We start from the raw sequence: 13,093 nt of genomic DNA on the forward strand, positions 1-13,093 counted from the left end.
GATGGATGGCGGGTCATACACCGGGCTGGGATGTCGCCGTGGTTGGACTGGGGGCCATGGGATCCGCGGCGCTCTACCAATTGGCAAAGCAGGGCGTGCGAGTCCTTGGTATCGACCAGTTCACTCCGCCCCATGACCGGGGCTCAACTCATGGTGAGACGCGAATTACGCGACAGGCGATCGGGGAGGGGGCGGCATATGTGCCTTTAGCCCTGCGCTCCAACGAGATCTGGCGAGAGCTTGAAGGAGAAACAGGCGAGAGGCTTCTGAAGCAGGTGGGTTGCCTTATTATCGGCAGAATGGATCAGGCAACGAATGGTCCGATCCGCACGAGCTTCCTTGCGACCACCAAGCGAGCTGCTGAGGATTACGGCATCTCCCATGAAATCCATGGAGCAGATCAGATTCGGGCTCGCTACCCGCAATTCATGCCGCAGGATGGCGAAATCGGATATTTCGAGCCTGGAGGTGGATATCTAGATCCGGAGCGTTGTGTCGCGGCTCAACTTCGAAGAGCTCAAGACTTCGGTGCTGATCTGCATTTCGGAACGAACGTGCTTTCTTTGACGGGCGTCGGCAATGGGGTCCAAATTACGACAAGCCAAGGCATCGTTCACGTATCCAAAGTCATTGTCTCAGCGGGGCCTTGGGCGCCAGAACTCCTCGGAGCGCCCTTCGATAGGCTTCTTTCTCCGAGCCGGCAGGTCATGCACTGGTTTCCGGTTGCCCAGGACATGACCTCTGCCTGGGCTAATAGCCCAGTCTTCATCTGGGCGCCCAGCGCGGACCCAAAAGACTTCTTCTATGGCTTCCCGTCATTACCGGGCTCGGGGTCCATGAAGACAGCCGGGGAGCAATATGACGAAGTGACCACTCCGCAGACCGTGACGCGTGCGGTTGATCCCGCAGAGCCCGAGGCCATGTATCGCGCGTATCTGAGAGGACGCTTGAGAGGCGTCGGCTCGGAGTCGATAAAATCTCTGACATGCCTCTATACAGTGACCCCGGATTCGCACTTCTTGATCGACTGGCATCCAGAGAATGACAGGATCCTTGTTGTCTCTCCATGCTCAGGTCATGGCTTCAAGCACTCGGCGGCTGTCGGTGAAGCGGCTGCTCAGGTGATCGTCGAGGGACAAAGCCAAATCGACCTGTCTCCCTTTGCCTTGTCGCGGTTCCGTTGGAGCCACGAATCATGCAATTGTAAGGCATATTCATGATATGTTATATATTTCTGACGCTGGCAATGTGAGCAATCTTTGCTGGTCGGGTAGAGTTGCTGTGGGATAATAAACCTATATTGGTGGGGCGTGTTGATCCGGTCGCCGATCAAGGTTTGATTGCTGCTTTGCTTCCCCCAACGGGCGGTCTATTGATGGGCATGCCTTCGGCATGCGACAGGAACGGCATCGTAGGTTCTGCTGATGGAAGAGTTGCCGATATACAGCGGACAGGCGATTTTCTATGCCTTCCTAGGGATCCTTACCCTTGTCGTGGCTTGGTTCGCCGGGCGTATCTCCGCACAGCGACCGTTATCCGCCTTCAATCAAGCCGTTGATCGCTGGCGACAGGGAGACCTTCAGACGCGCGTCAAGGTCTTTAATCCCCATACGCCCATCGGCCACCTCAGTGTGGCGTTCAACGATATGGCAACCAAACTGAGCCTTCGTGAGGCGGAGCGGGAGAGTGTCCTGCGGGTGCTGCGTGAAGGCGAAGAGCGGTTGCAGATTGCACAGGATGTGGCTGGCCTTGGGATCTGGGATTGGAACCATCTGACCGGTGAAATCTCGTGGTCCGCTCAGATGTTTCAGCTCGCTGGTCTCGATCACGAAACGGCGAATGCCAATCTGTCCCAAGTGTGGCGTGAGCTCATACACCCCGATGATAAAGCCTGGATGGAACAGGAAGTGCGGAGATTTTCCCGCACGCTTGATCCGTTAGCTGCAGAATATCGCATCGTGAGAGAGGATGGCTCGACCCGATGGCTGCTTATGCGCGGCCAGTCGCTTCCGGACGAGACCGGGAAACCGGTTCGGACCGTGATCGTCAATCTCGACATCACATCCAGCAAGGACAGCGAGGTTCGTGAGCGCTTTCTCCTCTCCTTGAGTGATAAGATCCGCGATCTGGAGCGTCCGGACGAGATTCTCATGACCGTAGCCGAAGCGCTGGGAAAGCATCTCGGGGTCGATCGTGTCGGCTATGGCGACGTGGACGATACGACGATGGTTTTATCAACGCTGGTGGATTGGCACGCTGACGATTTACCGGATGTGCCTGGTCGTCATCCGTTGCGAGCTTTCGGTCCCGTTCTTTGTGCCGATCTGAAATCCGGGCGGACCTCGGTGTTCGATGATGCGCTGTCAGATTCGCGCGCAGAAGGACACTATGCTGCTTATGCTGCCCTGGACTGTATCGCTTCCATTTTTGTACCGCTCGTAAAGGAAGGTCAGATCCGAGCAGCTCTTTACATCCATAGCGGAACACCGCGCCGATGGACGCAGGCCGAGATCGACCTTAGCCGTGATACCGCGGAAAGAACGTGGGCTGCTGTCGAGAGAGCTAAGTCCGATGCCAGGCAGCGCCTTCTCATCAACGAGCTCAATCATCGCGTGAAAAATACCCTTGCCACAGTGCAATCAATTGCAGCGCAGAGCTTCAAGGCCGATGAACCGAGAATGGCCAGGGAGGCGTTTGAGGCGCGCCTTTTCGCGCTTTCGAAAACACACGATGTCCTGACACGAGAGAACTGGGAGAGAGTGAATCTGCGGGATATCGCAGAGGAAGCAATGGCGCCCTACCGCCGAGAGCAAGTCGAGCGCTTCATTATCGAAGGACCGGCACTGCACGTGCCGCCGAGAATCGCTCTTCCGCTCGCGATGGTTCTACATGAGCTGTCCACAAACGCCGTCAAGTACGGAGCCTTCTCAGTCGATAGCGGGCGCGTAACCATCCATTGGGACCTTGTCGAAGGCTGGGATGAGAAGGGCTTGGTCCTGCATTGGCAAGAGGAAGGTGGCCCTCCTGTCAAGATACCTACCCGCAAAGGCTTCGGTTCCCGGCTGATCGAACGCAGTTTGTCACGGGAATTGTCAGGAAAAGTCGTGCTGGACTATCGGCCCTCGGGCCTGCTGTGCACGATCAGCTTGCCCTTGCCCGTTGCCCATGAAAGCGTTCGAAGAGCAGTAAGTTTCGGCTGAGAGCTGCCGACATGCGGCCTATGGGAACTGCTACGTCGCGTGGCCGTTCTGAATGGGATTGCGAGAATTGCTCATGGCTGCTCTGCTTAATGGCGCCCTAACCGAGAGATCGGTCCATCTCTGTATCGACATGCAACGCCTCTTCTCGACCGAAGGGCCGTGGCCGACGCCCTGGATGGAGCGCGTGTTGCCTACGGTCGTACGGATTGCGGAACGTTTCCCCGAGCGGACCGTGTTCACGCGCTTCATTACACCTGAGCGTCCTGAAGACATGCCTGGAACTTGGCGTGCCTATTACGAGCGCTGGCGACAGGCGACGCGGGAATATCTCGATCCTCGTCTCCTCAAACTGATGCCGCCTCTCGCTCGTCTAGTGCCGCCAGCAACCGTTGTCGACAAGCCGGTCTACTCGGCTTTTGCTGGACACAAGCTTCTAGATTATCTTCGAAAGCGCCAAGCCGATGCCCTCATTATCACGGGCTCTGAGACCGACGTCTGCGTCTTGGCGACCGTGCTCGGTGCCGTCGACCACGGATATAGAGTCGTGATCGTCGCGGATGGCTTGTGCAGCTCTTCCGACGAGGGTCACGACAGCCTACTATCCCTTTACAGCAAGCGTTTCAGCCAGCAGATCGAGACTGTCGACAGCGAGATGCTTCTTGCAGCTTGGAACTGACAAGATCACCAGGTCCTGTTATGAAAGTCTCCCGCCAACTAGCTGCGCGGGCCTCTGCCTTTTCCAACGCTGCCGGAAAGGCCCGCACGCCGCAGGGCATCTGCCAGGGCGCCTCCGTCCTGAGATTCTTTGTCACTTTTAGCATTTCGTGAACCTGATGTTTGCGGCAAGGGGTTCTTTGTGAAGGAGCGGCTTTCTTCGCCGCGCGGAGGCGACACCTTGCCTACCGGATCACTCATTCGCATCGACAGCGAAATGCGCTTACGCGCCTTATCAATTTCAAGAACTTTGACGCGAACGATGTCGCCGGGCTTCACGACGGCGCGCGGATCCTTCACGAAAGTGTCGGATAGGGCTGAGACGTGAACGAGCCCGTCCTGATGTACGCCTATATCGACGAAGGCACCGAAAGCCGCGACATTCGTGACGACGCCTTCGAGGATCATGCCCGGCCTTAGATCGTTGAGAGTCTCGACACCCTCTAGGAACGTTGCGGTCTTGAATTCCGGCCGGGGGTCACGGCCGGGCTTTTCCAGTTCGGCCACGATATCCTTTACAGTCGGGATGCCGAACTTGTCGTCCGTAAAGTCGGCAGGTTTGAGAGCTTTAAGCACGGATCCGTTCCCGATCAGCACTTTAATGTCGCTCTTCGTCGCTTCCAGAATACGTCTCACGACTGGATAAGCCTCTGGATGGACACCCGAGGCATCGAGTGGATCATCTCCACTTGGAATGCGCAGAAAGCCGGCGGCCTGTTCGAAGGTCTTGGGGCCGAGGCCTGTCACGTCGTTGAGTGCCCTGCGCGTTCTAAACGGTCCATTGGCGTTGCGATGAGCGACGATGTTCTGTGAGACCCAATCTCCAAGCCCTGAGACGCGGGCGAGAAGAGGAGCGGAAGCAGTATTCAAGTCGACGCCGACCGCGTTCACGCAATCCTCGACGACCGCATCGAGAGATCGGGAAAGCTTGTATTCTGCAAGGTCATGTTGATACTGCCCGACTCCGATGGACTTGGGATCGATTTTGACGAGCTCCGCCAATGGATCCTGCAGACGGCGCGCAATTGAAACCGCACCCCGCAGTGAGACGTCGAGATCGGGCAATTCCTGGCTCGCATAGGCCGACGCAGAATAAACAGAGGCGCCTGCTTCTGACACCATGATCTTTGTCAGCTTCAAGTCCGGATGTTTTGTGACCAGTTCAGCGGCGAGCTTGTCGGTCTCGCGTGAAGCGGTGCCATTGCCGATGGCGATCAACTCGATCTTGTGGACACGGCAAAGCCTTGCGAGCACCGCTATGGACTCGTCCCATTGGCGTTTCGGCTCATGCGGATAAATCGTATCGGTCGCGACGACCTTTCCAGTGGCATCCACCACCGCGACCTTGACGCCGGTTCGGTACCCAGGATCTAGTCCCAGCGTCGGTCGCGTTCCAGCAGGAGCGGCAAGGAGAAGATCGCGGAGATTGCCTGCAAAAACCTTCACGGCCTCGTCTTCGGCAAACTGCCAAAGCCGCATCTTCATGTCGAGCTCGATCGAGAAGCGCAGCTTTGTCCGCCAAGCCCAACGCACCGTTTCAAGCAGCCAGCGATCGCCGGGGCGTCCCTTGTCGGCAATGCCGAAGGCAAGGGCAACGCGACCTTCATAGGAGCTCACATAGTTAGACGCGCCCGCATCTTTGTCCTCCTCCATGCGAAGGTCGAGGACCTCTTCCTTTTCTCCCCGGAAGAGAGCGAGAATCCGATGCGAGGGGAGTTTCGCAAGAGGTTCAGAAAAGTCGAAATAGTCTGCGAATTTAACCCCGTCCGATTTTTTGCCCTCGCGGACCGTCGACGCTAGGCTTCCCCTCTGCCAATAGGTCTCGCGAAGTGCACCCAAGAGTTCTGCATTCTCGGAAAACCTCTCGACCAGAATGGCCCGAGCGCCCTCGAGTGCTGCCTCCACTGTGGAAACATCCTTCTCGGGGCTCACGAAGGCCTCTGCTGTTTCCTTGGGGGCATGCTCGGGGCCGGACAATAACTGATCCGCCAATGGCTCGAGGCCGGCCTCCCTGGCAATCTGGGCCTTTGTCCGGCGCTTGGGCTTGAAAGGAAGATAGAGATCCTCAAGCCGTGCCTTGGTGTCTGCCGTGTTGATCTGCACTGCCAGTTCGTCAGTTAGCTTGCCCTGATCGCGTATGCTTTCGACGATCGTCTTGCGCCGGTCTTCCAGCTCGCGGAGATAGCGGAGGCGCTCTTCCAGGGTGCGCAGCTGGGCGTCATCCAGTGTTCCCGTCGCTTCCTTGCGGTAACGGGCGATGAAGGGAACGGTCGCGCCATCGTCGAGAAGCGCAATGGCAGCCTGGACTTGCCATTCCTGGGCATTCAGTTCGCTTGCGATGCGCTGGCCGATGGTTTTCATGAGTCGCTTTCCCGATAACAAGGCGCGGCTTCTACGGTGTTGGCACTGCCTCGGTCAACGGCAGTGCTCTGACAAGGGTGAAATGACGTAACGTAAATTTTTCTTGAGAGAGCAGATTTTCCTTGGCCTCGTGCAGCTTGAGGGATAGACCGTCCGGCCCATTTACCCTCAGCTCCCGGGTCCGCCATGTCTTCGCCACAAGATCTTTCCATCGGCATTGATTTCGGCACGAGCAATACGGTCGTGGCCATCGCTGATGCCTCCGGTCGCGTGGAAGCCCTGACTTTTGACCATCGGGAAACTGTCCTGAAGGTCTATGCCACCGCACTCTGCTTCTGGGACGAGCGGCATGGAAACGGCTTTCGAACCCATGTGGAAGGGGGGCCATGGGCTATCGAACAGTTCCTTGAGGGGTTAACTGCACACCGCTTTATCCAGTCCTTCAAGACCTTTGCGGCGAGTGCAACCTTTCAGGAAACCAGAATCTTCCGCGAACGCTTCCGGTTCGAAGATTTGTTGGGCACCTTCGTGCGGACATTGCTACGCCACAGTAATGCACCGGTCGAACTTGGGGCCAGAAATGTCGTGGTTGGTCGGCCGGTGGAGTTCGCCGGGTTCAATCCGGATGATGCGCTCGCCATGCGACGTTATCGAGCCGCCTTCGGCGCGCTAGGAGCGAAACAAGCCCACTACGTCTACGAGCCAGTCGGGGCCGCTTTCTTCTATGCCCGGCAACTGGAAAGGGATGCAACCGTTCTCGTTGCCGACTTCGGGGGAGGCACAAGTGACTTCTCCGTCATGCGTTTCTCGAGGTCGGGTGGGGTTCTGAAGGCAGAACCCTTGAGCCATGCAGGTATCGGCATCGCTGGCGATGCATTCGACTACCGCATTGTCGACCAGATTGTTTCCCCACGTCTCGGCAAGGGTGGAAGCTATCGCTCCATGGGCAAGGTCCTTGCAATTCCCAATCACTACTACGCCAACTTCGCTCGCTGGAATCAGCTCGCTATGATGAAGAGCAGCGGCGATCTTAAGGAGTTGCGGGAGCTGGCCCGCGTTGCCCTCGACCCAGCGCCTTTGGAGAAATTCATCGATATTATCGACTATGATCTCGGATTCGACCTCTATAGGGCAGTTTCAGCGGCCAAGGTGGCTCTGTCTGCTCATGAAGAAACGGAGTTCCACTTTAAAGGGGAGGGCGTCGATATCCGAGCTGATGTAACTCGACATCAGTTCGAGAGCTGGATCGCAGAGGAGGTTAGCCAGATCGCCCGAACGGTCGATAGAGCCATCGCTTCGGCAGGAGTTCGGCCGGAAGATATAGATCGGGTCTTTCTCACCGGCGGGACATCCTTTGTTCCTGCAATCCGTCGTCTGTTTCTGGATCGATTTGGCGAAAGCCGCCTGACATCGGCGGACCAATTCGAATCCATTGCCTATGGCCTGGCCCTCATAGGGCAGGCGGATAATCCTGACCGCTGGGCCATTGCCGAGGATGAGACTGCAACATTGCTCTTGCAGTAAGACCCGGCAAGGCGCTTTATTCGCAGGTGCAGCAAAATGGCTGAAACCATAGCGAGCCTCGATGTCCCAGATTGTCCCTGATCTCACCCCAGAGAAGGATTTGCCCCTCCGCGATGACATTCGCCTCCTTGGCCGTCTTCTAGGGGATACGATCCGCGAGCAGGAAGGGGACGCCGTATTCGATGTAGTAGAACGTATCCGCCAAACCTCGATCCGCTTTCACCGAGATGAGGATCAGATCGCTCGGCAGGAGCTTGAGACGACCCTGAATAGCCTTTCCCGCGGGCGAACGAACCAGATCATCCGGGCCTATAGTTACTTTTCCCATCTCGCCAACATTGCGGAAGACCAACATCATGTCCGCCGCTCACGTGCGCATGCTATGGCAGCCTCCGCGCCCCGCGAAGGGACGATGACGCGGGCCTTGAAATTGGCTCAAGAGGCCGGGGTGACCCAAGGGGACCTGCAGCGCTTCTTCGCCTCCGCCCTTGTCTGTCCCGTTCTTACGGCTCATCCGACTGAGGTGCGACGCAAGAGTACGATCGATCGCGAGATGGAAGTGGCGCAGATCTTGGCCCAGCGAGATCGCCAACACTTGATTCCTGAGGAGCTTGCCGCAAGCGAAGAGGCTCTGCGTCGTGCCGTTCTGACCCTTTGGCAGACCAGCATTCTGCGTCGCAACCGACTAAAAGTCATCGATGAGGTCGTGAACGGCCTTTCCTATTATGATTATACCTTCTTCCAGGAGTTGCCCCGCTTCTATGCTGCGCTTGAGGATCAGCTCGCGGCCATGGAACCTATGTGGCAGACCCAGGAACTGCCCTCATTCCTGCGTATGGGCAGCTGGATCGGCGGCGACCGGGACGGTAACCCCTTCGTGACTGCGGATGCCTTGCGGCAAGCGCTTCACCTGCAAAGTCGGCAGGTGATCGGTTTCTATCTGGAGGAAATCCACTGTCTGGGCGGTGAACTGTCCTTAGACGGGCGCTATGTGAGTATTTCAGAGCAACTGCAAGCTCTGGTCGATACCTCTCCCGATCATTCCCCTCATCGCCAGGACGAACCTTACCGGCGGGCGATTTCTGGGATCTATGCGCGCCTCGCGGCAACGGCCAAGGCCCTTGGGCACGGCGAGGTGGCACACCATCCAGCCGGCGAAGCTCCTGCTTACAGCAGTGTCGAGGAGCTTGCCGGAGACCTTTCCATTCTGCATCGATCTTTGATGGTCAATGGCTCGGGAGTTCTTGCGCGAGGGCGTCTGCGTAAACTTCGCCGCGCAGTGGACGTATTCGGGTTTCACTTGGCAAGTATCGACCTGCGTCAGAATGCTGACGTGCATGAACGGGTCGTTGCTGAGCTGATCGAAAAGGCCTGTCCCGGGACAGGTTATGCTCAAAGAGCAGAGAAAGATCGGATTGCATTTCTCCTAGAGGAGCTGCGCACGCCACGACTTCTGACATCGCCTTATCTCGACTATTCCAAAGAGACGGCTTCCGAGATCGCTATCATTCGCGAGGCCGCGAAGTCGCATACGCTGTATGGTCAGGCGGCGGTATCCAATTACGTTATCTCGAAAGCGAGCGACCCATCCGACGTTCTAGAAGTCGCGTTGCTCCTCAAGGAGGCCGGCCTCCTACGCCCAAGCACAGGCGAGATGAGCATTAACATCGTGCCGCTCTTTGAGACCATCGACGATCTACGTCGCTGTGGGCAGGTGATGGAAACGCTGTTTTCAATGCCAGATTATATGCAGCTGCTGCGAAGCCGCGGTCAGATACAAGAGGTGATGTTAGGCTATTCCGATAGCAATAAGGATGGGGGATTTCTGACTTCCGGTTGGGAACTTTACAAGGCAGAGATCAAGCTCGTCGAAGTTTTCCGCAAGCATGGGGTTGCCCTACGACTATTCCATGGGCGTGGCGGATCAGTCGGCCGGGGCGGTGGTCCAAGTTATCAGGCAATCTTGGCTCAGCCCGGCGGAGCAGTGCAGGGTGCAATCCGTATCACTGAGCAGGGCGAGGTCATTGCTGGAAAGTATTCGAACCCCGATCTCGGACGCCGGAATCTGGAGATTCTAGCTTCAGCGACGCTCGAAGCGACGCTCCTGCATACGGGGACGCCAGCCCCTCGCGATGAGTATCTCAGGACCATGGAGGAGCTTTCGAACCATGCTTATCAGGCCTATCGCGGTCTCGTCTACGAAACCGAAGGCTTTGAACGCTACTTCTGGGAATCCACCGTTATCGGTGAAATCGCAAATTTGAACATCGGCAGCCGCCCTGCCTCACGCACGAATTCCCGCCGGATCGAAGACCTGCGTGCCATTCCCTGGGTGTTCGGCTGGGCCCAGTGTCGTCTCATGTTGCCCGGCTGGTATGGGTTTGGCGCTGCTGTGAATGCTTGGCTTCAGAGCCATTCGGATACAGGGCTTTCCTTACTCCAGGAAATGTATCGCGAATGGCCGTTCTTCGAGGCCCTGCTTTCAAACATGGACATGGTCCTAGCCAAGAGCAATATCGCCATCGCATCCCGTTACGCACAACTGGTTGAGGACGAGAAGCTGCGCGAGACGATCTTTCCGAGAGTTCGTCGCGAGTGGGAGGATTCCATCAGCAAGCTCCTCGCCATTACCGGCCAGAAGGCCCTGCTCGAGCGAAATCCCTTGCTCGCTCGTTCCATCCGTAACCGCTTTCCTTATCTCGACCCACTGAACCACCTGCAGGTTGAATTATTGAAGCGTCACCGTGCTGGAGATGCGGACGAGCGTGTGGTTGAAGGCATCCATCTTTCCATCAATGGAATAGCTGCCGGACTGCGAAATAGCGGCTAGAGCATCGAACGCAAAAGTGGTGGGAACCGATTTTGCGTGAAAATATGCTCAAAATCAAAAGATTAAAACATCGGACGTGAATACGGATTCACGTCCGATGTTTTAGTCGCGACTCGGAGGCGGAGCGAGAGCGCCTTGAAGGGTTCAATGCGGGCTTGTGCCGTTAGGTCGATCTTCACAGACAAAATGGTCCCTTCGTCTAGAGCTGGTTCCACTCACGTGGAATCATCTCTTTTCTTTGGTGTGCCGCATTTTTTGACGGCGAACCGGACCCACTTCGCCGAAAAATGCTCCATCATTCCGGAGCTTGTTTAAGCAGTTTCAGGCCCTCCTGAGCAGCAGCCGGCACTTCGTCTTCACGCCCCGCTACCTGAACGGTTGGGAAGGCGAACCTGATACCATTGTCATCAAAGGCCTTCTTGATCAGCATATTCGCCCTGCGCCGGATCGCAAATTGCTGGCCAGGGCGTGTCATCATCTTCAATCTAATCTGAATCGCGAAGTCGCCGAACTGCTCTACGCCCTGCATCTTCAGAGGCTCAAGAATGTAGGGTGAGAATTCCGGATCTTCTGCCAGTTCTCGGCCTATCTTCTTGATGACCTGTTTCGCTTTGGCAAGGTCCGTATCATAGGTCACGTTGATCGCCATCTTGTCGATGACCCAGTCACGGCTCATGTTCTCGACGGCACCTAGCTGGCCATAGGGAACGGTATAGATCGGTCCTCTGTGATGTCGAAGTTTCACTGAACGAAAGCCGAGGGATTCGACAGTTCCTTTGTAATTTCCGCTTTGAATATACTCGCCGACACGGAAGGCATCGTCCAGTAAGTAGAAGACGCCGCTGATTACATCCCGGACAAGGGTCTGAGAACCGAATCCGACTGCAACTCCGACAATGCCGGCACCAGCGATCAGCGGTCCAATTTCTACTCCGAGTGCAGCGAGAGCCATCAGGGCTGCGACAACGACAAGAACTACCAATATGATACTGCGAAAGATTGGGAGAAGAGTTCGAAGCCGCGCTTGCCGCAGCGCCTCTTCGCTTCCTGGAGACGCTATCGCCGAGATCTGTGCGAGCCGCCGGTCAATAAATGTCTTGGTGACCTGCCAGATCAGATCTGCGACAAGTAAAATTACGACGCTACTAAGAAGCCCCCTCAATAGTCGATTGAGCAGGGTATCTTGATTGGTCATTGCTACAAGATCGATTTGCCAGACGTGAGCCAGAAATAGTGCTGCGCCGGTGATCAGAAGCGCGCGGAGGCCACGGTCAAGATAAACTGCCATCAGGTTCTTGGGCTCATTGGAGGGAGGTACTTCGTTGCCTGTGCGGAAAATGTGCTGGCTAGCTCTCTCGGTGATGCGAATGGTCAAGGGCAGCAAAATGGCGACGACACCCAGCCAGAAGAGGCGCATCAATCCAGCGACCCATAATCCCCAGAGAAGTACGAAGCATACGGACAGCAAGCTTGCGACGACGGACTTGGAAATGTGCCGATTAGACTGCTCGGGAGGAATGGTGGCCGCGGATGAGTGCGGGTGAGTCCAGACGACGTTGATGGCGATCATGAGGAGGCCGAGCCCGAGACCATAGGCGACCAGAGCACGGGAAGCTTGCGAGACGTCGAGTGCTCGCAATACATCAATAGTTGCCCAACCTATGGCGAACCACCCGACAAAGAGAGCCAGCCGTCGATACCAGAAGACAGCCGCTTCATCAGTTGTCGGAACAAGACGGAAATGAGCGACTTCTGTGGCACTTTCTGAATGAGGTGCAAGGAGAAATTGCCCGCCGACGAGAGCGAGACGCAAGGCGACACCGGCGATCAGGCAAGCAATAACGACCTCTTTTAGAATGGGAGGCCAATCAAAAGCTAGGAACGCCCCTATGCTCCCAAGTGCAAAGATCGTTACTTCGCTGAGGCTGAAGGCGAGACGCAGTGCGACAGCTCTGAGTCGTTCGGTTGGGGTGTTTCGAGGAAGCGCGAGAAACCGTTCGCGAAAGCCAGCCGTCACCTTCTCGAAAAGCCACTCGATTCCTGCCCCAAGGATGAGAAAGGCTGCAATAAGAACAAGAATTTCGTAAAGGCTCCGGCCCTGCAGCTCCGCGATGAGCCGAGCGAGGCCCTGGCGGAGCTCTTCGGGCAAGCGTGGCGCCGCCTGTGCCAGAGCGACCAGATGCTCCCTGAGGCCAGCGATCCGCTCGGTCATCATTTCCGAGGCGGGAGGTGATGCTGCCTCATCCGGCTGGAGCTGAGTCCTCGCGCTCTGCTGTTTATCGATCCAGGTGCGTACGGCCGGATCCTGCAACAGTTGAAGAAGCTGTTGGACCTGGGCTGGAGGAGGCTCCGAAGCGGGTGCACTAGCCGTTGCAGCTTGTGATACGCTCCAATTGAGCATTAGGCTCATCAAAGCGAGTAGAATGCTCTTCAAAAGACGGTCAGCGCCCATGACTGCAGACCT

General features: G+C 56.6%; 7 protein-coding genes. 5 read left to right on the forward strand and 2 right to left on the reverse strand.

Annotated elements, in window-relative coordinates; all coding sequences use genetic code 11:
• The first annotated feature begins 5 nt into the window (after window positions 1-5).
• The 3 genes from solA to K9B37_RS19915 all read left to right on the forward strand — a co-directional run bounded on the left by solA (window position 6) and on the right by K9B37_RS19915 (window position 3,876).
• Window positions 6-1,220, forward strand: coding sequence for an N-methyl-L-tryptophan oxidase (solA, locus tag K9B37_RS19905; protein ID WP_224315278.1), 1,215 nt, complete (start codon window positions 6-8; stop codon window positions 1,218-1,220).
• A gap of 204 nt (window positions 1,221-1,424) precedes the next feature.
• On the forward strand, window positions 1,425-3,200 hold the full coding sequence (locus tag K9B37_RS19910; RefSeq protein ID WP_224315279.1) for an HWE histidine kinase domain-containing protein: 1,776 nt from the start codon (window positions 1,425-1,427) through the stop codon (window positions 3,198-3,200).
• 73 nt (window positions 3,201-3,273) lie between these two features.
• Window positions 3,274-3,876 carry a cysteine hydrolase family protein gene (locus tag K9B37_RS19915; protein WP_224315280.1) on the forward strand — a complete coding sequence of 201 codons (603 nt, stop codon included), beginning with the start codon at window positions 3,274-3,276 and terminating at the stop codon, window positions 3,874-3,876.
• Window positions 3,877-3,914: 38 nt separating this feature from the next.
• Here K9B37_RS19915 and K9B37_RS19920 read toward each other — a convergent pair whose 3' ends face one another.
• Complete coding sequence (locus tag K9B37_RS19920) at window positions 3,915-6,275, reverse strand: Tex family protein (protein ID WP_224315281.1); 2,361 nt, start codon at window positions 6,273-6,275, stop codon at window positions 3,915-3,917.
• A 186-nt stretch (window positions 6,276-6,461) separates the two neighbouring features.
• Here K9B37_RS19920 and K9B37_RS19925 point away from each other — a divergent pair, with 186 nt between their 5' ends.
• Both K9B37_RS19925 and ppc read left to right on the forward strand, forming a co-directional pair.
• Window positions 6,462-7,799, forward strand: a complete 1,338-nt coding sequence (locus tag K9B37_RS19925) for an Hsp70 family protein (protein ID WP_224315282.1) — start codon at window positions 6,462-6,464, stop codon at window positions 7,797-7,799.
• Between the two features lie 61 nt (window positions 7,800-7,860).
• Entirely contained in the window at window positions 7,861-10,629 is a 2,769-nt protein-coding gene (gene ppc / locus K9B37_RS19930; RefSeq protein WP_224315283.1) for a phosphoenolpyruvate carboxylase, read from the forward strand.
• A 295-nt stretch (window positions 10,630-10,924) separates the two neighbouring features.
• Here ppc and K9B37_RS19935 read toward each other — a convergent pair whose 3' ends face one another.
• Window positions 10,925-13,081 carry a mechanosensitive ion channel family protein gene (locus tag K9B37_RS19935; protein ID WP_224315284.1) on the reverse strand — a complete coding sequence of 719 codons (2,157 nt, stop codon included), beginning with the start codon at window positions 13,079-13,081 and terminating at the stop codon, window positions 10,925-10,927.
• Window positions 13,082-13,093 lie beyond the last annotated feature (12 nt).

Source organism: Microvirga puerhi, assembly GCF_020089865.1.
Classification (GTDB): Bacteria; Pseudomonadota; Alphaproteobacteria; order Rhizobiales; family Beijerinckiaceae; genus Microvirga; species Microvirga puerhi.